Consider the following 19,159-nt stretch of genomic DNA (forward strand, 5'->3'; position numbering starts at 1 on the left):
ACAGGCTAGCCCCTTGCACTATCATGGGGAAATTAAATGATTGAATGCATATCAGTAAATTTGTAAATGGAGAGTCCATGCTTGATCCCCTGTTGCTGCGCAGCTTCGTTGCCATCGTCGATACCGGCAGCTTCACCCGCGCCGGCGAGCGGGTACATCTCACCCAATCCACCATCAGCCAGCAGATGAGGCGGCTTGAGACTCAGCTCGGTTGCACCTTGTTGGACAGGCAGGGTGGCCGGGTGACGGCGACGGCGCAGGGGGAGACACTGCTTGATACGGCTCGGCGCATTCTCAACCTGCTTGCCCAGGCCGAACAGCAGGTGGCCGAGGCGAGCCAGCAGCTCTGCCTCGGGGTGCCGGAGGATTTCGCCGCCGGCGCCATGACCCGGGCGCTGGCCCGTTTTGCCCGGGACTATCCCCAGGTTCGGCTCGAGGTGATGAGCGGGCTCAGTCACGATCTCTGGCAGCGCTTTGCCGCAGGGGAGCTGGATCTGGCGCTGGTCAAGCAGCGGCGGGGCCAGGGCCAACCCAGGGCAGTCTGGCCCGAACCCATCGGGTGGGTAGATAGCCGCGACTGGCCCGCGGCGGGACGGGATCCCTTGCCGCTGGTGGCATTTCCAAGCGCAGGGCTCTATCGCGATGAGATGACGGCGGCGCTGGACGCCAGGGGAGTGCGCTGGCGCATCGCTTATGTCAGTGCCAGCCTGGCGAGTTTGCAGGGGGCGGTGAGCGCCGGGATCGGGGTCAGCCTGTTGCCCCAACGGTTGTTGCAGGAGGGGCAGGTTAACCTGAGCCATTGGCCCGCGCTCGCTCCGATCGAGCTGGCCCTGCATGTGAGCGCTGAGCGGGGAGAGCCACTGGCCCGCCTCGCCGAGGCTCTCACCATGCTGTGTGACGAGGTGATGGGGTCATCCTGAGGCGATTCCCTTGACCGCGCAGCAAGCCGCGGATCAGCGCACCTTGAAGCGCACTATCATCGCCGTTATCAATGCCAGGATGAAGATGGCCTCTGCCCAGGCGCCATGATGGCTCAGCAGTGTGGCACCCGCCGCGGCGATGCCTGCCAGCCCTTGTTGCAAAAAACCGCACAACGCCATGGCATAGGCGCCATGCTGTTGGGAAAGAGCACCGCCTGCCCGAAGATAATGAGGCAGTAGAACCCCATCATGGCCACTAGAGTGCCTGCGCCCTGCAACTCGGCCAATATCGACAGCAACACCATGCCAGCAGAGGCCAGCAGGATGATCCCCGCTCCCTGCTTCATCAACTGCTTGCCGCCTACTCTGGCGACCTGCCTGTTGACAGCCATGGCGCCCGCGAAATAGGCAACCCCGATAAGTAGCCCCAGGGCGCCAAAGGTGGTCACCTCCAGTTCGAAGCCCTGCTGTAATACGAAGGGGCTGATCTCTTGCAGGGTCACTGTTATAGCGAATCCCAAGCCTCCGGCGCAGGCGGGCCAGAGAAAGCCGGGACGTTGCAGCAGGCGCCCGTAGCGTTGCCACATGCCAGTGGTCTGCGCGGCGGGACGGGGACCATGGAGCGGCAGGCGGATCATGAGCGCCAGGGCCAGGATGCCGACACCTGCCACCAGGATGAACCCCTGTTGCCAATGGGCATAGCGACTGATTAGCCCACCTATCCATTGGCCGCCACCGAGTGCGGTGATGAAGGCGATGGAGAGCACGGAGAGGCGGCGAGCCAGCTCATCGCCCTGCCAGTGATCCCGTATCAGGATGCGAGCTATGATGGTGGCGCCGCCTGCAGCCACCCCTTGCAGGGTGCGCAAGATGAGCAACAAGCTCCCTTGGCTGGTGATGGAGAGCAGCATGCTGATCCCGACAAACAGCAGCAGTGACAGGGCCAGGGGGATCCGGCGGCCATAGCGATCTGCGGCGGCTCCCCAGAACAGCAGCGGCAGTGCGGCGCCAATCACAAACAGGGAGATGGAGAGCTCTACATCTTTTCTGGCCATGGCGAGATCCGTCATCACCACGGGCAGGGAGGGGAGGTAAACCGTGGTGGCCATCTGGGCCATGAACACGATGAGGCAGGCCAGGGTCATGAGGCGGGCAGAGAGGCTCCAGAGCCCCGTCGGCGCCGTACTGGGCGGGTTGTCCATCACAACACTCAGGCAAGGTTAATTGGGGAGCCATCTTCGCATTGCCTTGAGGTGGCGTCATCCCCTTGTTTGAGGCAACTCATTGTTATGCTTGCTCAAGCAGCTTGTCCCCCTGACCATCAGCAGCGGTCAGGCGATGGCCAGGCGCGGCACCACGGCGAGCCAGATCTCGATCCCGCCACTGCCTGTCCGGGGATCAAAGTCGGCGCCATAACGCTCGAAATCGGGCTTGTGGGCCGATTGATAATCGGACTGGGCCAGCCACTCCAGTGCCTGTTGCCAGGTTTGCGGCATGGCAGACACATGGCCCCGATGCACAAAGACGGCGTAGGTCTGGGGCATGATGCGCATCCGGCCGAGGGGCGCCGATATGGCTTCCAGCGCAGCTACTTCCACGGCGCACATGTATTCGCAACCGGTTTCGTTGGCGCCGCAGATGACGCCGTAGCTATGTTCCCCCAACTGACCCGGCAGCGGGCCCATGGCCGTGAAGTCATGCCACTGGCCGCCAAAATCGGCGTGCTGAAACTCATGATGACGGCGTAGACCGCCGAGCAGCATGGCGGGGCCCTGTTCGATGCGTTGCGGTGGCTGCATGGGGTTTCTCCGGTAACGTTGACTTGACAGAGAGCTCAGTGCTCGGCGCCAGTGGCCAGCTTGCGCTCATAGTCCTGACGGACGATGGCAAGTGCCGCCAGGGCCAGGGCTGGGGCTATCTTGTTGGTTTCCAGCAGCTCGATGAGATCGACGGCGAGCTGCACTTCTGCGGGGGCACTTTCCAGGGACATCGTGGTTTCTCACGCGAAAGAGTGATCGCCATTATAGCGGCCCGGGCTGCGAATACACGCTCCGCTGGCCGGGACGCATGCGGTCACATGTGCTGGCGCATCTCTTTGTCGAGCTCTTCGCGCAGGGCCATCAGCTTCTTGGCGTACTGCTGCAACTGCAAATCCTGCTCGCTCACCGGTTGCCACTGGGGGACGGGGCTCGGTTTGCCGTGCTCGTCCATGGCCACGAAGATGATGATGCAGTGAGTGGTCTTGTGGCGAGCCGGATCGGTCGGATGACGGCTGTAGACGTCTACCGCCAGGTGCATGCTGGTGGTGCCCGTGTGGATCACCTTGGCGTGAACCTCGACCAGCTGGCCTATCTGGATGGGGCGCAGGAAGCGGATGCCTCCCACATAGACGGTGACGGCGTAGCCGCCGCACCAGCCGGCGGCGCAGGCGTAACCGGCCTGATCGATCCACTTCATCACCATGCCGCCATGGACCTTGCCTCCGAAGTTGACATCGGCGGGTTCGGCGAGAAATTGCAGGGTCAGTTCACGAGCACTCATGGTACGTCCTTATGAGGTTTGGGGTAGAAAAGCGCGGGCATCGGGCAGGGGATCGCGGCGCGATACGGACGCCATCACTGGCGATAGCCTTGTCGATACTGCTCGGCCTGCGAACAGGCGGGGACCTGGCTAAAATCCGGGCGCTTGTTGCCCTCGCGCTGGCCGAAGCGGGCAAAGGCTTGCTGGCACTTGGCCTGGCTGCCGCCCTCATCCTCACAGGCCTTGATACGCTGGGCCTTGCCTGCATCTATCAAGGTCTGCTGGGCGCTGAGGCAGGCCTGATCCAGCGTCTGTTGACGAGCCTCCCTATCTTCCAGAGCGGCCGACAGGCCGGTCGAGATACTGCAACCGAGCAGCAGTGTGACAACCTTCATCCCGTGTTTTTTCATGGCGTCTCTCTGACTGGGGGGCGACCCCAGATGACCAGTGCTATGCCCCCCAAGATGCCCAGGGATGACAATAACAGCCGCAGCGACCATGACTCATCCAACCAGATGAGCCCGGCCAGGGCGGCCAGCAGGGGGACCAGCAGCTGGACGCTGGCGGCCAGGGTGCGACCAAGCTGGGGCAATACCTTGTACCAGAGCGCATAGCCGAGCCCGGAGGCGAGGGCCCCCGAGGCCAGGGCATAGCCGATGGCGGCCGGGCTGGCCTGCAGCTGGCCCAGCAGCAGGTAAATGAGGGCTGCGGGCAGGCTGGCGCGCAGAAAATGACCGGCGTTGGCAGCGAGGGGATCGCTAAAGTGCGGCGCCCGCAGGGTATAGCAGGCCCAGCCAATGCCCGCAGTCATCATCAATGCCGCCCCCATGGGGTCCGGCGCCGTGATGCCGGGCAGCAACAGCAGAACCAGACCCGCCATGGCGAGCAGCAGGCCAGCCCACTGGCGCGGCGGCAGCCGTTCTCCCCGCAGCAGGGGCGGAGCCAGCATGCTGAGCTGGACAGCGGCAAACAGCAGCAGGGCCCCCGTGCCTGCCGTCAGGGTCAGATAGGCAAACGAGAAGGCGGCCGCGTAGACGATGAGGGCCAGGGCGCCGCCCCAGTCGCCTTGGCGCGGGGCATGGCGACGGGCACAGAGCAGCAGCAATACCAAGGCACCGCTGGTCAGGCGCAGCAGAGTGAAGAGTGCCGGATCCATCCGCTCTTCGAACAGAGCGAGACGACAGAGCACAGAATTGGCGGCAAACGCCATTAGCGTCAGCAGGGTCAGCAGCACGAGGCGCGGCAGTGGCATCCATTCACCTTGAGTTCAGAGGCGGCGGCACAGCATGGAACATCATGCAAATGAGGAGGCCCCATGAAACAGATGCTGGATCAATTGATGGGAGCTGGCAAGGGCTGGCTCAGCGATGGCGGTGACAGCCGCAAGGCTCAGATGAAGGGGATGGCCCAAGGTGGACTGGCCGCTGGCGCTATGGCCTTGCTGCTGGGCAACAAGAAGATGCGCAAGTATGGCGGCAAGGTCGCGGCAGTGGGCGGCGCGGCCGCCCTCGGCGGTCTGGCCTACAAGCTTTATCAGGATTGGCAGCAGAACCAGAGTGCTCCGCCGGTAGCGGCTCCCCATCCCCTCAACGAGCTGGCGGGAGCCGAACTCGATACCCGCGCCAACCTGCTGGTGCGGGCCATGGTGGCCGCCGCCCGGGCCGACGGCCACATCGATGCCGATGAGCGCCAGAAGATACAACAATACCTGACCGAGCAGGGCCAACCCGATGCCGCCCGCTGGATTGACGCCGAGCTGGCCCGCCCCCTCGATCCCCAACTGCTGGCCCGCGAGGTCAAGGATATGGAGCAGGCCACCGAGGTCTATCTCGCGTCCCTGCTGGCCATCGATGTTGACCACTTTATGGAGCGCGGTTATCTCGACGAGCTGGCGCGGGCGCTGGGGTTGGATGCCAATCTCAAGGCCAGCATAGAGCGACAGGTCGCCCAGTTGGGATCGCCGGGCTGAGGCCGCTCTGCCATCAGTATTGTCCACAAGGCCCCGTCATGGGGTCTTGTTGTTTGTGCTCATTCGCGTTGTCTTGCCCCAAAAAAGGATACGTTTGACCCTTCATATTGGCGTCGACTCCCCCTATGATGAGCCTTCCCCAGGCCAGAGGGGCACGTTGTCAGCCAACCGCAGCAAAAGGAGCACACAGTGGAAATACGCAAGGCAACCGAGCAGGATCTCGACGCCATTGTCGAACTGGATCGGCAGATAGGGCAGATCCACTTCGAGCAGGCTCCCGAGGTGTTCTGCCCCCCCTCTTCGCAGCAGCGAGCGTTTCTGCTGGATGCCATCCAGAGCGAAGGGCGCCAGTTTTGTGTCGCCGTGCTGGATGGGGTGGTGGTGGGGTTTCTGAGCGCCCGGATCGACATCAATGACACAATTCCGTTTCTGACCAAACTGCCGGTCTGCCGCATCACCACCCTGGTGGTGGATGAACACCATAGATCCCGGGGGATCGGCAAGGCGCTGATCGTCCACTGTGACCATTGGGCAAAGGCGAAGGGGGCCAGCCAGCTCAAGTTGGAGGTCATGTCATTCAATGATCGAGCCCGATCGCTCTACGAGTCCCTGGGTTTCAAGCGACAGTCCGAGACCTATGCCAGATAGCGCCCTCTGACCGGCACCCTCCCTGTTCAACGGCATTGTCCGCAAGGCCCCGTCACGGGGCCTTGTCGTTTCCGGCATCCTGCTGGGGGGCGAGCTGCTGGTGGACCAGCGTCGCCAGCCGGACGAGGGCGGTTTCCAGTGCAAGGCTCCAGGGATGGGAGCTGTTGAGGCGCAGGCAGTGGTTGTACTGACCCTGGCTGGAGAACAGCGCCCCCGGCGCCAGCGAAAAGCCGCTCTCGATGGCGCTTGCATAGAGCGCACGGCCATCGAGGCGGGCGTCAAATTCCAGCCAGAGGAAGTAGCCGCCATCCGGGGCGCTGATGCGCACTTCGTCCTGGAAGAGGCGCAGCAGGGCCGCCCGCATCTGCTGCTGGCGCTGGGCCAGGGTGTGGCGCAGGCGGCGAAAGTGGGCATCCACCCCGCCCTGGCGCAGCATGTCGGCCAGCGCCAGCTGGCTCGGCACATTGGTCGACAGGGTCGACATCAGCTGCAGCCGCTGGATGCGCTCGGCGTGGCGCTTCGTCACCACCCAGCCGACCCGAAAGCCCGGCGCCAGGCATTTGGTCCAGGAGCCGCACAGCAGGCTCTCTCCCCGCGCATCCCAATGGGTGATGGGCCTTGGCCGCTCGCGCCCGAAGTAAAGCTCGGCGTAGACGTCGTCCTCCACCAGAGGCACCTCATGGGCGTTGAGCAACGCCATCAGTTCCTGCTTGTGGCCATCCGGCATGGTGTGACCGAGGGGGTGCTGGACGTTGCCCATCAGCCAGCACGCCTTGATGGGGCGCTGGGCGAGGGCCTCCTCCAGCAGGGCGAGATCGATGCCCACCCCGGGGATCACGGGTATTTCCACCACCTTGAGCTTGAGCCTCTCTATGGCCTGCAGGGCGCCGTAGAAGGTGGGGGACTCCACCACCACCCAGTCCCCGGGCTCGGTCAGCACCTGCAAGCTTAAGGAGAGCGCCTCCATGGCGCCCGTGGTGATGATGATCTGCTGGGGATCCACCGCCATCCCCTCGCTGGCGTAACGCTGGGCGATGGCGCGGCGCAGCGCCTCGTTGCCGGGAGGCAGATCTGCCACCGTGCTGAAGGGGTCGAGGCGGCGCATGCAGCTTGCCAGGGCCCGGCCGAGCTGGGGGTGGGGGAAGAGGGCGGGATCCGCCACCGCGAGCCCCAGCGGCACCAGCTTCCGGGACTTGCTCGCCTGCAACACCTCGAACACCAGATCGTTGATGTCCACCGAGCCGCTGTAGCGGGCCTGCTGGGCCGTGCCGGCGGGCAGCGGGGAGGTGGCGGCCTTGACGTAGTAGCCGGACTTGGGTCTGGCCAGGATGAGGCCGCGGCTTTCCAGCAGCTGATAGGCCTGGAGCACCGTCATGGGGCTGAGGCCATGTGTCTTGCAGCTCTGGCGGATGGAGGGGATGCGCTCCCCCGGCTGCCAGAGGCCGCTCTCTATCTGCTGCTGCAACAAGGCAGCCAGCTGACCGTAACGGGACATGGTGGGCTCAAACTGTTATAGGTGGATTTCACTATAACTGCATCTGTTATAGGTGTCATGGCACGTGTTGTACTTAACGGGCGAAAACCTGCCTGTTAAATGCAACATAGAGAGTCATGCATGATAAGCCTGGATGATGTGGTCAGCCTCTCCCGAATACAGTTCGGCGCGACGGCGATGTTCCACTTTCTGTTTGTGCCCCTCACCCTGGGGCTGTCCTGGATCCTGGTGATCGCCGAGTCGGCCTACGTGATGACCGGCAAGGTGATCTACAGGGACATCACCCGCTTCTGGGGCAAGCTGTTCGGTATCAACTTCGTCATGGGGGTCACCACCGGCATCACGTTGGAGTTCCAGTTCGGCACCAACTGGGCCTACTACTCCCACTATGTCGGCGACATCTTCGGCACCCCGCTGGCGGTGGAGGGGCTGATGGCCTTCTTCCTGGAGTCCACCCTGGTGGGCCTGTTCTTCTTCGGCTGGGACAAGCTCTCCCGGGGTCAGCACCTGCTGGTGACCATGCTGGTGGCGATCGGCTCCAACCTCTCCGCCCTCTGGATCCTCATCGCCAACGGCTGGATGCAAAACCCGGTGGGGGCCGAGTTCAACCCCATGACGATGCGCATGGAGCTGGTGGACGTAGGGGCGGTGATCTTCAACCCGGTGGCCCAGGTCAAGTTCGTCCACACGGTGGCGGCGGGCTATGTGGCGGCCTCCCTATTCGTGATGGGGGTGAGCAGCTGGTATCTGCTGCGCCGCATGGAGGTGCGCTTCGCCCTGCGATCCTTCGCCATCGCCTCGGGTTTTGGTCTGGCCGCCATCCTCTCCGTCATCGTGCTGGGGGACGAGTCGGGCTATCGCTCCGGCGAGGTGCAGAAGGTCAAGCTGGCTGCCATCGAGGCGGAGTGGGAGACCGAACCCGCCCCTGCCTCCTTCACCCTGTTCGGCCTGCCGGATCAGCGCGCCGAGACCACTCACGCCGCGGTCAAGATACCCTATCTGATGGGCATCATCGCCACCCGCTCTCTGGATGAGCAGGTGACGGGTTTGAAAGATCTGAAAGCGCAGCACGAGGTGCGCATTCGCAGCGGCATGCTTGCCCACGACGCCCTGGAGGCGCTGCGCTCAGACGGCAGCAATGCCGAGGCCCGCGCCACCTTCGAGCGCCACCGCGCGGATCTCGGCTACGGCCTGCTGCTGACCCCCTACGCCAAGGAGATTGGCAAGGCGGACGAAGGGGCCATAGCCCGGGCGGTGGACGACTCCATCCCCCAGGTGGCGCCGCTCTTTTGGAGCTTCCGGCTGATGGTGGGGATAGGTGTGGTGCTGCTCGGGCTCTTTGGTGCCGCCTTCCTGCAACTGTGCCGGGGCAAGCTGGTGCAATCGACCCGCCTGCTCAAGGCGCTGTTCTGGAGCATACCGCTGCCCTGGATTGCCATCGAGGCGGGCTGGTTCGTGGCGGAGTTCGGCCGCCAGCCCTGGACCATCAGCGACGTGCTGCCGGTGTCGGCCTCCGTCTCCTTGCTGCAACCTGGGCAACTCTGGTTCAGCCTGATCGCCATCTTCCTCATTTACAGCAGCCTGCTGGTGGTGGAGCTGTTCTTGTTGCGTCATGTGATCCGCAAAGGGCCCGCCAGCCTGCAGACGGGTCGTTATCAAGGTGAAGTGTTGAAAAACGGGAGTCCCGTCTGATGGATTACGAAACCCTGAAACTCGTCTGGTGGGGGCTGGTGCTCTTCCTGCTCATCGGCTTCGTGGTGATGGATGGCTTCGATCTCGGGGTCGGCATGCTGCTCCCCGTGGTGGCCAACACCGATGAGGAGCGGCGGGTGCTGCTCAACAGCGTGGGGCCGGTGTGGGAGGGCAACCAGGTGTGGCTCATCGCCGGTGCCGGCACCCTGTTCGCCGCCTGGCCCCTGGTCTACGCCGCCTCCTTCTCGGCGCTCTATGTGCCCTTCATGTTCCTGCTGTTCGGCCTCTTCCTGCGCCCGGTGGGGTTTGACTATCGCAGCAAGCTGCCGGACCCCCTGTGGCGCAGCTGGTGGGACAGGGCCCTGGTGATGGGGGCCCTGCTGCCGACCCTGGTGTTTGGCGCGACCCTCGGCTTCTTGTTGCAAGGGCTGCCGTTTCGCTTCGACTCGGCCCTGCGCATCCACTACGGCGCCTTCGATTTCAACTGGCCGCTGCTGTTGACCTGCATGGGCACGGCGCTGGCCCTGCTGATGCTCCATGGCTGCAGCTTCCTGCAGTGCAAGACCCAAGGGGTGATAGCACAGCGCTGCGCCCGCCAGAGCCGCTGGCTCGGCCCATTGGCGAGCATTCTCTTTGCCCTCGGCGGTTTCTGGCTCAGCCAGATGCGCGGTTACCGGATAGCGGAGATAGGGGATCTCAACAGCGCCCTCACCCCCCTGATGAAGCAGGTGGTGACGGCGCCGGATGGCTGGTTTGGCAACTTCGTGGCACACCCCGTGCTCTGGGCAGTGCCGGCCCTGGGCCTCGCGCTGCCGCTCTTGAGCACGCTGGCAAGTGCCCTTGGCCGGGGGCGGCTCGCCATCGTCGCCAGTGGCGGTGCCTGCGCCGCCATGATGCTGACCGTGGCCATCGCGCTCTTCCCCTTCGTGCTGCCCTCCTCCCTGGATCCGTCGAGCAGCCTGACCCTGTGGGATGGCACCTCCAGCGAGCGGACGCTGCTTATCATGCTGGGCATAGTCGCCGTGCTGATGCCCATCAACATCGGCTATACCCTCTGGGTCTACTGGGTGGCGCGGGGATCGATCAGCACCGAGCAGGTGCGCCAGCAGGGCCATAGCCTCTACTAACCGTCTTCAATTTCAAGGGAGTTTCGACTATGTGGTATTTCACCTGGATGTTGGGGCTGGGGTTTGCGCTGCTGTGCGGCCTGGTCAATCTGCTCTGGCTGGAGGCGCGCTGGGCCGCCGACGAGGATCTCAAGGAGTCTTGATCCGCACTTTTTTGCCAATGAAAGAGGCCGACACCGGGTGTCGGCCTTGTCGTCTGTGGGAGGTTAAACCGCCAGCGCCAGTTTGGCCTCGCGCCTCTCGCTGACGTGGGTCAGGCCATAGGCCAGCAGCACGATGAGGGCCCCGATCCAGGGGGTGTGCATCAGACCCAGGTGATCCACCACTAAACCACCCACCACGGATCCCAGCGCTATGCCGACGTTGAAGGCGGCGATGTTGAGGCCGGAGGCCACATCCACTGCATTGGGGGTGTGGATTTCGGCCTGTTTCACCACCAGCACCTGCAGCCCCGGCACGTTGCCGAACGCGAAGGCACCCCACACCAGCACGGTAAGCACCGCCAGCACCGGATGGGGCGCGGTGAAGGTGAGCATCAGCAGGATGAACGCCAGACCGCCAAACATCAGCTTCAAGGCGGGCAGCGGGCCCATCTTGTCCGCGAGCTTGCCGCCCCAGATATTGCCGACCGCCACCGATACCCCGTACACCAGCAGGATCAGGCTCACCGCATTGGCACCAAAACCGCTCACCTGCTGCAAGATGGGGGCGAGGAAGGTAAAGGCGGTGAAGGCGCCGCCATAGCCCAGAGCCGTCTTGGCATAGACCATCAGCAGGGGCTTCTTGGTCAGCACGGCGAGCTGCTCACTGAGGCTGGAGGCTATCCCCTTGGGCAGGTTGCCGGGGATGAGCAGCAGGCTGCCTGCCATGGCGATGACCCCGAGTGCGCTCACCACCAGGAAGGTCTCGCGCCAGCCGAACTGTTGACCAATCCAGGTGCCGAGCGGTACGCCGGTCACCAGGGCGACCGTGAGGCCGCTGAACATGATGGCGATGGCGCTCGCCGCCTTCTCCTTGGCCACCAGGCCGGTGGCGATTGTGCTGCCCACCGAGAAGAAGACCCCGTGGGCCAGGCCAGTGAGGATGCGGGCGACGATCAGGCTCTCGTAGCCCGGTGCCTGCCAGGCCAGCAGGTTGCCGGCGGTGAAGAGCGCCATCAGGCCCACCAGCAGCCATTTGCGCGGCAGCTTGCCGGTGAGCGCCGTCAGCACAGGTGCGCCTATGGCCACCCCCAGGGCATAGAGGCTGACCAGCAGGCCCGCCGAGGGGAGCGAGACATTGAGCTGCTCGGCTATGGTGGGGATCAGCCCCACGATCACAAACTCTGTGGTGCCGATCGCAAAGGCACTCAGGGTGAGGGCAAATAACGCCAGTGGCATACAAACTCCTTGGATAGTGGCTCCCGACGGGAGAATGGCGCCAGTATGCCGATGAGCTTTGTTGGCAAAAATGACGGCAACATCAAATTACTTTTGCCAAATAAGCAGCAATGGTGCCGTGGAATGAGGAGTGGCTGAGGCAGCAAGAGCGGCTATGCAGAGTTAGCGGAAGGCAGAGACAAAGCGCGCAGCAGCAAAGCGTACAGACCGGGCAAGGGATAAAGGGGCAAGGGAAGGCTCTGGGGGAGCAGCACGGGCGGCAGGGCTGGATGGCGTCCTGTGCCAGATGCCTGTGATGGCGATGGTGATGGCGAGAGAGGGGAAGACGAGAAAAAGCGGGAGGCACAGTGCCTCCCGCTTGGGGTCACAGACAGATCCCGGACTGCTGTTTGCTCCCTTCTCCCCTGGCGGGAGAAGGGCTGGGGATGAGGGGGATCAGTCCCAGGTCGGTGCAAAGTCCGGGTTGGCGCAGCGCTCCCCTCGATCCAGGGTGGCAATCTGTGCCATCTCCTCGGGGCTGAGTGTGACCTTCAGCGCAGCCAGGTTGGCGGCGAGGTTCTCCCGTTTGGTGGAGCTCGGGATCACCGTCATGCCCTGGGCCAGCAGCCAGGCGAGCGACACCTGGGCCGCCGAGACGCCGTGGCGCTTGCCGATCTCCATCAGGAGCGGCTCGGCGAGCACCTTGCCATAGGCGAGCGGCATATAGGCGGTGATGGCGATGCCGTGCTCCTGGCAGAACTCAACCACCTTGCGGTTTTGCAGCAGGGGATGGATCTCCACCTGCTGGTGGGCGATGGCGCCCGGCCCCAGGATCTCGATGGCCTGCTGGAGCTGGGCCACGGTGAAGTTGGACACCCCTATCTCCCGGGTCAGGCCCCGGGCCTTGGCCTCGGCGAGCTGCTCCAGATAGACCGCCATCGCCACCTCATCCTGGGGGGAGGGCCAGTGAATAAGCGCCAGATCCAGGTAGTCGGTGCCCAGCTTTTCCAGGCTCAGCTCCAGGCTCGGGATCACCTTGCCCGGGCCGAACTCGCTGGTCCACACCTTGGTGGTCAGGTAGATATCCGGGCGGGGCACGCCGCTTTCGCTCATCAAGCGGCCCACTTCGGCCTCATTGTCATAGATCTGGGCGGTATCGATATGGCGATAGCCAAGCTCCAGACCCTGCAGCAGGGAGTCGCGCAGGGGCTGATCTTTCAGGCGAAAGGTACCAAGACCCAGGTTGGGCATCTTCATCATAAAATTCCTCAAGTTATTGTTTCTACGCTCAAGATTGTGTCGGCCCGTCCCCGCATCCAGGGCGGGCAGGGGCAGGCCGCAGCTGGATTCAGGCTAGTTGATAGCGGCGAACGCTGGTGCTGGCAAACCAGCCCCGGGTGCTGGCCACGAAGGCGAGAAAATGGGGCTGCTGCTCGTGGGCACTGAGCGCCGCCTCGCTCTCCCATGCCTCGTGGATCATCCAGCCGTGGGGGCTCTCCAGGCTCTGGTGCAACTGGTAGCGGAGGCACCCGGGCTCTTGCAGGGTAGCCGCGATCAGCGGCTCAAGGGCGGCACGACACTGGGCGGCGAATTCGGGTTTGGCCTCAAGCTCGGCAATCACTGTGATGGGGGATGACATCTGCACCTCTTTGCTAAAACGACGGCCAGTATGCCCCCGGCAGACTGGGGGAAACAGGGCAGCAGTCGCAAAACACTATTGAGATAAGAGCAGCAATAAATGGGCTGGGTGAGGAGCCGGCGAGGAGGTCAGGGAGGTAGAAGCAGCAGGGGGCGCCGGGACGCCCTCGCCATCAGGCCGCCGGTTCGGACCAGACCGCAAATTCGTTGCCGCTGGGCTCGACAAAGTGGAAACGGCGGCCGCCGGGGAAGTCGAATAGCGGGCGGTTGATGATGCCGCCATGGTGCTGCACCTTGGCCTGGGTTGCCGCTATATCGGCGCTGTAGAACACCAGCAGGGCGCCCCCCTGATGGCTGTGACTGCACATATCCGCGCGGTAGAAGCCGCCATCCAGCCCTTCCCCTTCGAAGGCGCAATAATCGGGGCCGTAGTCGGCGAACTGCCAGCCGAAGGCGGCTTGAAAGAAGGCCTTGGTCGCGGCGAGATCCCTTGCCGCAAATTCCACATAGTTCAGTTTTTCATGGGCCCTGGTCATGAGGGTCTCCTTGTCGATATCGGTGATTATTTCGGTTGCCAGCGCTTTTGTGTGCGGCTTGTGGAGTGGGGCAAGGCGTCCCAGGGGGTCAGCTTGAGCTGCTTGCGCCGAAACCAGAGCCAGGTCGCCATCAGCAGACCGAGCCCTATGCCAAACAGCAAGCTCTGGCGCAGGGCGAAGGTCGGGCTCACCTCATCCTGCCAGCCGAGGTACCACATCAACACCCCCCAGATGGCGCCGATGGGGAGTCCCAGGGCAAGGACGTTGACCAGAAAGCGTTCGTAGTGTGGCGGTCTGATGGTGAACCCCGCCTTTCGCAGCAGCCAGATGATCGGCGGGTTGTAGTTGAGGGTCTGCACCCCCTTGCTGGCCAGCTCTTTATGGGCGGCGAATAGGCGATGTTCAAATAACATGGTGCTTCCTACGTGTGACAGCAGAGCAGGGTTGGCGATGAGACGCCTGCTCAAAATATCCCTGTGCGGGCTCCGATTGTAGCCTTGTTGCTGGCTCGGGTGTTTGCGCCGGATCACATGGTTCCGTGCAGGAGAGGGGGGCGCTGGCTGGAGATTGAGAGACAGACCAGAGGGAAGAGAGGCGCCTCCGGCCTGATTGACAACGTCAGATGGTCTGCCTGGCTACAGAGCCCGACCATCATAGTGATGCACAGGCACGGATTCGGGATCTATGCCTTCCAGGCAACGGATATTGATGGCGGCAACATGGTTGCCTTCGGGATCCACCCCCTCACCATAGGGGTGCATGCCGCATACGGGGCAGAACCTGTGTTTGACCACGTGTTTGTTGAAGGTATAGGTGCTGGCCGCCTCAGGTGGGGTCAGCAATGTCATCTTGTCCCTGGGGATAAACCACAGCAGAGACCCCTTGCGCTGACAGATGGAGCAGTTGCAGGCCAGGGCCTGGGTCAGCTCGCCGTCGGCTTCGAATACCACTCTGCCGCAGTGGCAGCTTCCCTTGTATTTCATCACCCGACTCCTTGCGTTATATGGTCAGGGCCATGAGCCGAACAGGCCCGTGCCCTGGTCGCCCCTGATCCTGACGGGACAAAGGGCCCGCATCAGTATAGCCATGCTCCACCGAGGGGGGCTGCTGGGCCCATTGTCCCCCGCACGCTGCCAGCGAGGCGCTGGAGGCATGGCGAGGGGGGCTCATTGTCGTACTCGGGGGGCGCTGTCTTGCTAACTAACCGGCATTTAGCCTATAAAGAGTAAAGATTCTTGCTTGGATGACATCAATGAAGACCCATTCCGATGAACTGACCCTGTTTGTGGCCGTGGTAGAGGCGGGCAGTTTTCGCCAGGCGGCGGAAAACCTGGGACTGGACAACTCGGTGGTGAGCCGCGGCATCAAACGACTGGAGGAGAAGCTCGCCACCCTGCTGCTCAACCGCACCACCCGCCGGGTCAGCCTGACCGAGGAGGGGAGCTGGTTCTATCAGCGAGCAGTCAGGGTATTGACCGAGATGAGCGAGGCCGAGAGCCATCTGCTCAGCCGAAAAGAGCAGCCGGAGGGGATATTGCGAGTCGATGCCGCCACCCCCTTCATCTTGCACCGCCTGGTGCCACTCATCGGCGAGTTTCGTCGGCGTTACCCCGCCATCGAGCTGCAACTGCACAGCTCCGAAGGGTTCATCAATCTGATGGAGCGGCGGGTGGACATGGCCATCCGTATCGGCGAGCTGAGCGACTCCTCCCTGCGGGCCTTGCCGCTCGGGCGCACGCGGCTGCGGCTGCTGGCATCCCCCGTTTACCTGAGCGAGCGCGGCACCCCGCGCCAACCGGCTGACTTGCTGGCGGGCCACGAGTTGTTGGGCTTTTTGCATCCCGAGCACCTCAATCACTGGCCCCTGCTCAGCGCAGAGCAGGGGGACAGGTTTGCCATCACGCCGACCTTGCGGGCCAGCAGTGGCGAGACCTTGCGGCAGCTGGCACTCAAGGGGCAGGGGATCGTCTGTTTGTCGGACTTCATGACAGGGGATGACAGGGAGAGCGGCGCTCTGGTGGAAGTGCTGGCACGCAGCAACAGCGGGGCGTCGCGCCCCATTCATGCGGTCTTCTATTCCGATGCCCAGCGGGATATCCGGCTGCGGGTCTGGCTCGATTTTCTGAAAGAGCAGATAGGTCGCCACTCGCTCTGAGTCGTGCGCCGGGGGCACAGTGGAGGGCGTGACTCCCCCCGGCTCCTGCGCCCCTCCTGATAACCCCACAAAGAAACGGGCCGACATTGTTGTCGGCCCGTTGATTATTACCCGTCTCTCTTTTCTTCTGTTGTTTGCGCTGTATGCACTTTTTATTGATGTGCGGCTGGCGCGCGAGGGTGATCCAGTGAGACTCGGCCCACCCTGGCGGCTACCCCCGGCTGGCGATGCCCAGGAGGGACTGGCCAGTCGGGTTGGGGCGCCGCGCCCCGACTCTTAATCCTCTTCTGCCCAGCGGCGGGAGCGCTCGACCGCCTTCTGCCAGCCGTTGTAGAGGCGATCGCGGCGGGCGTCTTCCATCTGCGGGGTGAACTCGCGGTCCACACTGAACTTGTCTTTGAGCTCGTCCGCGCTCTTCCAGAAGCCGACGGCGAGGCCGGCCAGGAAGGCGGCGCCCATGGCGGTGGTTTCGATGCGGGTCGGGCGTACCACAGGGGTGCGCATCATGTCGGACTGGAACTGCATCAAGAAGTCGTTGGCCACGGCGCCGCCGTCCACCTTCAGGGACGCCAGCTTGATGCCGGAGTCTTGCTGCATGGCATCGAGCACGTCGCGGCTCTGGTAGGCGATGGATTCCAGCGCCGCGCGGATCACATGGTTGCGGTTGGTGCCACGGGTCAGGCCGACCATGGTGCCGCGCGCATAGGGATCCCAGTAAGGAGCGCCCAGACCCACGAAGGCCGGTACCAGGTAGACGCCATTGGTGTCACCTACTTTGGTGGCGAAGTAGTCGGTGTCGCGGGCATCGTGAATGAGCTTCATCTCGTCACGCAGCCACTGCACGGTCGCGCCGCCCATGAACACGGCCCCTTCCAGGGCATAGTTGACATCGCCCTTGGGACCGATGGCGATGGTGGTCAGCAGGCCGTTGTTGGAGCGAACCGGCTCGGTGCCGGTGTTCATCAGCAAGAAACAACCGGTGCCATAGGTGTTTTTGGCCATGCCTTTTTCGAAGCAGAGCTGACCGAACAGGGCCGCCTGCTGGTCACCGGCGATGCCTGCGATGGGGATGCGCGTACCGCCGCCACGGGTGGTGTAGCCATAGACCTCGGAGGAGGGGCGAACTTCGGGCAGCATGGAGGCCGGGATGCCCAGCTCGTCGAGCATCCGCTCGTCCCACTTCAGATCACGAATGTTGTAGAGCATGGTGCGTGATGCGTTGGTCGGATCGGTGACATGCACTTCGCCATTGGTCATCTTCCACAGCAGCCAGGTATCTATGGTGCCGAACAGCAACTCGCCATTCATCGCCTGCTCGCGGGCCCCCTCGACGTTGTCGAGGATCCACTTCACCTTGGTGCCGGAGAAGTAGGCATCGACCACCAGGCCGGTGTTGTCACGGACGTACTCTTCCAGGCCACGGGCCTTGAGCTCTTCACAAATGCCGGCGGTACGGCGGCACTGCCAGACGATGGCGTTGTAGATAGGCTTGCCGGTCGCTTTTTCCCAGACGACGGTGGTTTCACGCTGGTTGGTGATGCCGATGGCGGCTATCTGTTCGCTGTGCAGGCCGCTCTTGGCCAGCACCTCGGTGAAGACGGAGGACTGGGTCGCCCAGATCTCCATGGGGTCATGCTCGACCCAGCCCGCATTCGGGTAGTGCTGGGTGAACTCGCGCTGGGAGACGGCCACTATGTTGGCGTCCTGATCGAAGACGATAGCGCGGGAAGAGGTGGTGCCTTGGTCCAGGGCGACGACGTACTTTTGTGCAGTAGACATGATGTTCTCCAGGTTTGGATGGGACCGCTCTTAGGCGGCGGCCTCTTCTTTAGCAGTTTGGGCGGCTTGTTCGGCGGCGGCAACACGGTTGCCCGGCACGCAGGGCGCCAGCACTTTCACGTAGAGGGCTGTGCCCAGCTGAGCACCGACGATGGGGCCAAGGATAGGGACCCAGAAGTAGGGATTGTCACGACCACCGGTCATGGCGACGTCACCCCAGCCTGCCAGGAAGGCAAACAGCTTGGGACCAAAGTCACGGGCCGGGTTCATGGCGAAACCGGTCAAGGGGCCCAGGGAGGCACCGATGACGGCGATAAGAAGGCCGATCAGCAGGGCGGCGGCGAAGCCTTTGGGGGCACCGTTGTTGTTGTCGCCCAGTGCCATGATGCCCAGCATCAAGACGGCGGTGATCACCAGCTCGACCGCGAAGGCCTGCAGGTTGGAGAGCAGCGGGTTGGCATAGGTAGAGAAGATGCCGGCGGTGGCCAGGCTATCCAGGCTGCCGCGCACCACGTTATGGGTCAGTTCCCACTGGGTAAACAGACTGCTGTAGAGGAAGTAGACCAAGGCGGCGGCACTGAAGGCACCGGCTATCTGGGCGATGATGAAGGGCACCACCTTGCGCTTGTCAAAACCGGCGAAGGTCATCAGCGCCAGGGTCACCGCCGGGTTCAGGTGGGCACCTGATATGCCGCCGGTCACATAGATGGCGATGGCCACGCCTATCCCCCAGGTGATGGAGATCTCCCATTGGCCGAAGTTGGCGCCAGCCAGCACCAGAGCCGCCACACAGCCGACGCCGAAAAAGATCAGCAGGCCGGTGCCGATAAACTCGGCGATGCATTCGCCAAGCAGGGTATTGGGTCTTTGTATGCTCATTCCTTTATTCCTCTTATCCACCCACAGACAGGTTTAATGTTCCATTTTTCTATTTTTCATTCCTATTGGCGCCGAGAATCTGTTTGTTGTTTTTTGAGTCTGCGCAAACGTTATGCTCGTTTTCGCTCGTTCTCGGACGAATGAGAAAGTAAACCTTTCTGGCCTGTTAGCCCACATGCCTCTGTTGGGAAATGTGGGCAAGATCCCATTCATTGCTAATAAAATGTGACGAAAAGCAAGGCCAAACAAGTGGTATATCTCTTAGGTGTTAGTCTGCAAGCCCCTCGTTATCATGGCTATGGTCTGATTGGTTGTCGCTCACTGGTGCGCATTTTCTGTAATAAATCTGTAATATTTTCGGTTACATCACAGATTAAATGTTCTCAAATGCTCATAATCGGCTCGCTTACGAATCAAAGCTGTACTGATCGTGCGGTGTGCAC

The 19,159-nt window shown here is 62.8% G+C and carries 22 protein-coding genes; 7 read left to right on the top strand and 15 right to left on the bottom strand.

Annotated features, from left to right (window positions below; all coding sequences use genetic code 11):
* The first annotated feature begins 77 nt into the window (after positions 1-77).
* A complete protein-coding gene (locus ACSMDR_RS17235) occupies positions 78-920 on the top strand; it encodes a LysR family transcriptional regulator (RefSeq protein WP_436469030.1) in 843 nt (280 codons plus the stop codon).
* A gap of 113 nt (positions 921-1,033) precedes the next feature.
* On the opposite strand, the gene ACSMDR_RS17240 is transcribed toward ACSMDR_RS17235, so the two are convergent.
* From ACSMDR_RS17240 to ACSMDR_RS17265, 6 genes are all read right to left on the bottom strand, one after another.
* Positions 1,034-2,122: an MFS transporter gene (locus tag ACSMDR_RS17240; RefSeq protein WP_436469031.1), complete on the bottom strand. Its 1,089-nt coding sequence runs from the start codon at positions 2,120-2,122 to the stop codon at positions 1,034-1,036.
* Between the two features lie 129 nt (positions 2,123-2,251).
* Complete coding sequence (locus ACSMDR_RS17245; protein ID WP_436469032.1) at positions 2,252-2,719, bottom strand: GyrI-like domain-containing protein; 468 nt, start codon at positions 2,717-2,719, stop codon at positions 2,252-2,254.
* Between the two features lie 35 nt (positions 2,720-2,754).
* Positions 2,755-2,910 carry a pleiotropic regulatory protein RsmS gene (gene rsmS, locus ACSMDR_RS17250; RefSeq protein ID WP_436469033.1) on the bottom strand — a complete coding sequence of 52 codons (156 nt, stop codon included), beginning with the start codon at positions 2,908-2,910 and terminating at the stop codon, positions 2,755-2,757.
* A gap of 83 nt (positions 2,911-2,993) precedes the next feature.
* Positions 2,994-3,461 carry an acyl-CoA thioesterase gene (locus ACSMDR_RS17255; RefSeq protein ID WP_005899801.1) on the bottom strand — a complete coding sequence of 156 codons (468 nt, stop codon included), beginning with the start codon at positions 3,459-3,461 and terminating at the stop codon, positions 2,994-2,996.
* 74 nt (positions 3,462-3,535) lie between these two features.
* The gene (locus ACSMDR_RS17260) at positions 3,536-3,850 is read right to left on the bottom strand and encodes a hypothetical protein (RefSeq protein WP_436469034.1); all 315 of its coding nucleotides are present in this window, start codon (positions 3,848-3,850) and stop codon (positions 3,536-3,538) included.
* Positions 3,847-4,692, bottom strand: coding sequence for a DMT family transporter (locus ACSMDR_RS17265; protein ID WP_436469035.1), 846 nt, complete (start codon positions 4,690-4,692; stop codon positions 3,847-3,849). The genes ACSMDR_RS17260 and ACSMDR_RS17265 overlap by 4 nt, the downstream gene beginning before the upstream one ends.
* Before the next feature lie 63 nt (positions 4,693-4,755).
* Here ACSMDR_RS17265 and ACSMDR_RS17270 point away from each other — a divergent pair, with 63 nt between their 5' ends.
* Positions 4,756-5,409, top strand: a complete 654-nt coding sequence (locus ACSMDR_RS17270) for a tellurite resistance TerB family protein (protein ID WP_436469036.1) — start codon at positions 4,756-4,758, stop codon at positions 5,407-5,409.
* A 189-nt stretch (positions 5,410-5,598) separates the two neighbouring features.
* Positions 5,599-6,057, top strand: a complete 459-nt coding sequence (locus tag ACSMDR_RS17275) for a GNAT family N-acetyltransferase (protein WP_436469037.1) — start codon at positions 5,599-5,601, stop codon at positions 6,055-6,057.
* Positions 6,058-6,109: 52 nt separating this feature from the next.
* Here the strand turns inward: ACSMDR_RS17275 and ACSMDR_RS17280 are convergent, their stop codons facing one another.
* Complete coding sequence (locus ACSMDR_RS17280) at positions 6,110-7,552, bottom strand: aminotransferase-like domain-containing protein (protein ID WP_436469038.1); 1,443 nt, start codon at positions 7,550-7,552, stop codon at positions 6,110-6,112.
* 120 nt (positions 7,553-7,672) lie between these two features.
* Between ACSMDR_RS17280 and ACSMDR_RS17285 the strand changes: the two genes are divergently transcribed.
* The 3 genes from ACSMDR_RS17285 to ACSMDR_RS17295 are packed head-to-tail and all read left to right on the top strand — an operon-like array spanning position 7,673 to position 10,514.
* Positions 7,673-9,244, top strand: a complete 1,572-nt coding sequence (locus ACSMDR_RS17285; RefSeq protein ID WP_436469039.1) for a cytochrome ubiquinol oxidase subunit I — start codon at positions 7,673-7,675, stop codon at positions 9,242-9,244.
* Positions 9,244-10,371 carry a cytochrome d ubiquinol oxidase subunit II gene (gene cydB, locus ACSMDR_RS17290; protein ID WP_436469040.1) on the top strand — a complete coding sequence of 376 codons (1,128 nt, stop codon included), beginning with the start codon at positions 9,244-9,246 and terminating at the stop codon, positions 10,369-10,371. Before ACSMDR_RS17285 ends, cydB begins: the two co-directional genes overlap by 1 nt.
* Before the next feature lie 29 nt (positions 10,372-10,400).
* Complete coding sequence (locus tag ACSMDR_RS17295) at positions 10,401-10,514, top strand: CydX/CbdX family cytochrome bd oxidase small subunit (RefSeq protein WP_043761643.1); 114 nt, start codon at positions 10,401-10,403, stop codon at positions 10,512-10,514.
* Positions 10,515-10,577: 63 nt separating this feature from the next.
* On the opposite strand, the gene ACSMDR_RS17300 is transcribed toward ACSMDR_RS17295, so the two are convergent.
* From ACSMDR_RS17300 to ACSMDR_RS17325, 6 genes are all read right to left on the bottom strand, one after another.
* Entirely contained in the window at positions 10,578-11,750 is a 1,173-nt protein-coding gene (locus ACSMDR_RS17300) for an MFS transporter (RefSeq protein WP_436469041.1), read from the bottom strand.
* Positions 11,751-12,185: 435 nt separating this feature from the next.
* The gene (dkgB, locus tag ACSMDR_RS17305) at positions 12,186-12,989 is read right to left on the bottom strand and encodes a 2,5-didehydrogluconate reductase DkgB (RefSeq protein ID WP_436469042.1); all 804 of its coding nucleotides are present in this window, start codon (positions 12,987-12,989) and stop codon (positions 12,186-12,188) included.
* Positions 12,990-13,077: 88 nt separating this feature from the next.
* On the bottom strand, positions 13,078-13,368 hold the full coding sequence (locus tag ACSMDR_RS17310; RefSeq protein ID WP_436469043.1) for a putative quinol monooxygenase: 291 nt from the start codon (positions 13,366-13,368) through the stop codon (positions 13,078-13,080).
* 172 nt (positions 13,369-13,540) lie between these two features.
* Positions 13,541-13,903 (bottom strand): VOC family protein, encoded by a 363-nt coding sequence (locus ACSMDR_RS17315; RefSeq protein ID WP_436469044.1) that lies wholly within the window; start codon positions 13,901-13,903, stop codon positions 13,541-13,543.
* A 26-nt stretch (positions 13,904-13,929) separates the two neighbouring features.
* Positions 13,930-14,316: a DUF6404 family protein gene (locus ACSMDR_RS17320; RefSeq protein WP_436469045.1), complete on the bottom strand. Its 387-nt coding sequence runs from the start codon at positions 14,314-14,316 to the stop codon at positions 13,930-13,932.
* 222 nt (positions 14,317-14,538) lie between these two features.
* Entirely contained in the window at positions 14,539-14,886 is a 348-nt protein-coding gene (locus ACSMDR_RS17325; RefSeq protein WP_436469046.1) for a GFA family protein, read from the bottom strand.
* 269 nt (positions 14,887-15,155) lie between these two features.
* Here ACSMDR_RS17325 and ACSMDR_RS17330 point away from each other — a divergent pair, with 269 nt between their 5' ends.
* On the top strand, positions 15,156-16,058 hold the full coding sequence (locus tag ACSMDR_RS17330; protein WP_436469047.1) for a LysR substrate-binding domain-containing protein: 903 nt from the start codon (positions 15,156-15,158) through the stop codon (positions 16,056-16,058).
* 276 nt (positions 16,059-16,334) lie between these two features.
* Here the strand turns inward: ACSMDR_RS17330 and glpK are convergent, their stop codons facing one another.
* Both glpK and ACSMDR_RS17340 read right to left on the bottom strand, forming a co-directional pair.
* On the bottom strand, positions 16,335-17,837 hold the full coding sequence (gene glpK, locus ACSMDR_RS17335; RefSeq protein WP_005901751.1) for a glycerol kinase GlpK: 1,503 nt from the start codon (positions 17,835-17,837) through the stop codon (positions 16,335-16,337).
* A gap of 30 nt (positions 17,838-17,867) precedes the next feature.
* Positions 17,868-18,716, bottom strand: coding sequence for an MIP/aquaporin family protein (locus ACSMDR_RS17340; protein ID WP_005901753.1), 849 nt, complete (start codon positions 18,714-18,716; stop codon positions 17,868-17,870).
* Positions 18,717-19,159: the final 443 nt, after the last annotated feature.

Source organism: Aeromonas molluscorum, assembly GCF_051376105.1.
Taxonomy (GTDB): domain Bacteria; phylum Pseudomonadota; class Gammaproteobacteria; order Enterobacterales; family Aeromonadaceae; genus Aeromonas; species Aeromonas molluscorum.

Coding starts and splice junctions, on each gene's coding strand:
- ACSMDR_RS17235 (WP_436469030.1), top strand. CDS start 78: ATGCTTGATCCCCTGTTGCTGCGCAGCTTCGTTGCCATCGTCGATACC.
- ACSMDR_RS17240 (WP_436469031.1), bottom strand. CDS start 2,122: ATGGACAACCCGCCCAGTACGGCGCCGACGGGGCTCTGGAGCCTCTCT.
- ACSMDR_RS17245 (WP_436469032.1), bottom strand. CDS start 2,719: ATGCAGCCACCGCAACGCATCGAACAGGGCCCCGCCATGCTGCTCGGC.
- rsmS (WP_436469033.1), bottom strand. CDS start 2,910: ATGTCCCTGGAAAGTGCCCCCGCAGAAGTGCAGCTCGCCGTCGATCTC.
- ACSMDR_RS17255 (WP_005899801.1), bottom strand. CDS start 3,461: ATGAGTGCTCGTGAACTGACCCTGCAATTTCTCGCCGAACCCGCCGAT.
- ACSMDR_RS17260 (WP_436469034.1), bottom strand. CDS start 3,850: ATGAAAAAACACGGGATGAAGGTTGTCACACTGCTGCTCGGTTGCAGT.
- ACSMDR_RS17265 (WP_436469035.1), bottom strand. CDS start 4,692: ATGCCACTGCCGCGCCTCGTGCTGCTGACCCTGCTGACGCTAATGGCG.
- ACSMDR_RS17270 (WP_436469036.1), top strand. CDS start 4,756: ATGAAACAGATGCTGGATCAATTGATGGGAGCTGGCAAGGGCTGGCTC.
- ACSMDR_RS17280 (WP_436469038.1), bottom strand. CDS start 7,552: ATGTCCCGTTACGGTCAGCTGGCTGCCTTGTTGCAGCAGCAGATAGAG.
- ACSMDR_RS17285 (WP_436469039.1), top strand. CDS start 7,673: ATGATAAGCCTGGATGATGTGGTCAGCCTCTCCCGAATACAGTTCGGC.
- cydB (WP_436469040.1), top strand. CDS start 9,244: ATGGATTACGAAACCCTGAAACTCGTCTGGTGGGGGCTGGTGCTCTTC.
- ACSMDR_RS17295 (WP_043761643.1), top strand. CDS start 10,401: ATGTGGTATTTCACCTGGATGTTGGGGCTGGGGTTTGCGCTGCTGTGC.
- ACSMDR_RS17300 (WP_436469041.1), bottom strand. CDS start 11,750: ATGCCACTGGCGTTATTTGCCCTCACCCTGAGTGCCTTTGCGATCGGC.
- dkgB (WP_436469042.1), bottom strand. CDS start 12,989: ATGATGAAGATGCCCAACCTGGGTCTTGGTACCTTTCGCCTGAAAGAT.
- ACSMDR_RS17310 (WP_436469043.1), bottom strand. CDS start 13,368: ATGTCATCCCCCATCACAGTGATTGCCGAGCTTGAGGCCAAACCCGAA.
- ACSMDR_RS17315 (WP_436469044.1), bottom strand. CDS start 13,903: ATGACCAGGGCCCATGAAAAACTGAACTATGTGGAATTTGCGGCAAGG.
- ACSMDR_RS17320 (WP_436469045.1), bottom strand. CDS start 14,316: ATGTTATTTGAACATCGCCTATTCGCCGCCCATAAAGAGCTGGCCAGC.
- ACSMDR_RS17325 (WP_436469046.1), bottom strand. CDS start 14,886: ATGAAATACAAGGGAAGCTGCCACTGCGGCAGAGTGGTATTCGAAGCC.
- ACSMDR_RS17330 (WP_436469047.1), top strand. CDS start 15,156: ATGAAGACCCATTCCGATGAACTGACCCTGTTTGTGGCCGTGGTAGAG.
- glpK (WP_005901751.1), bottom strand. CDS start 17,837: ATGTCTACTGCACAAAAGTACGTCGTCGCCCTGGACCAAGGCACCACC.
- ACSMDR_RS17340 (WP_005901753.1), bottom strand. CDS start 18,716: ATGAGCATACAAAGACCCAATACCCTGCTTGGCGAATGCATCGCCGAG.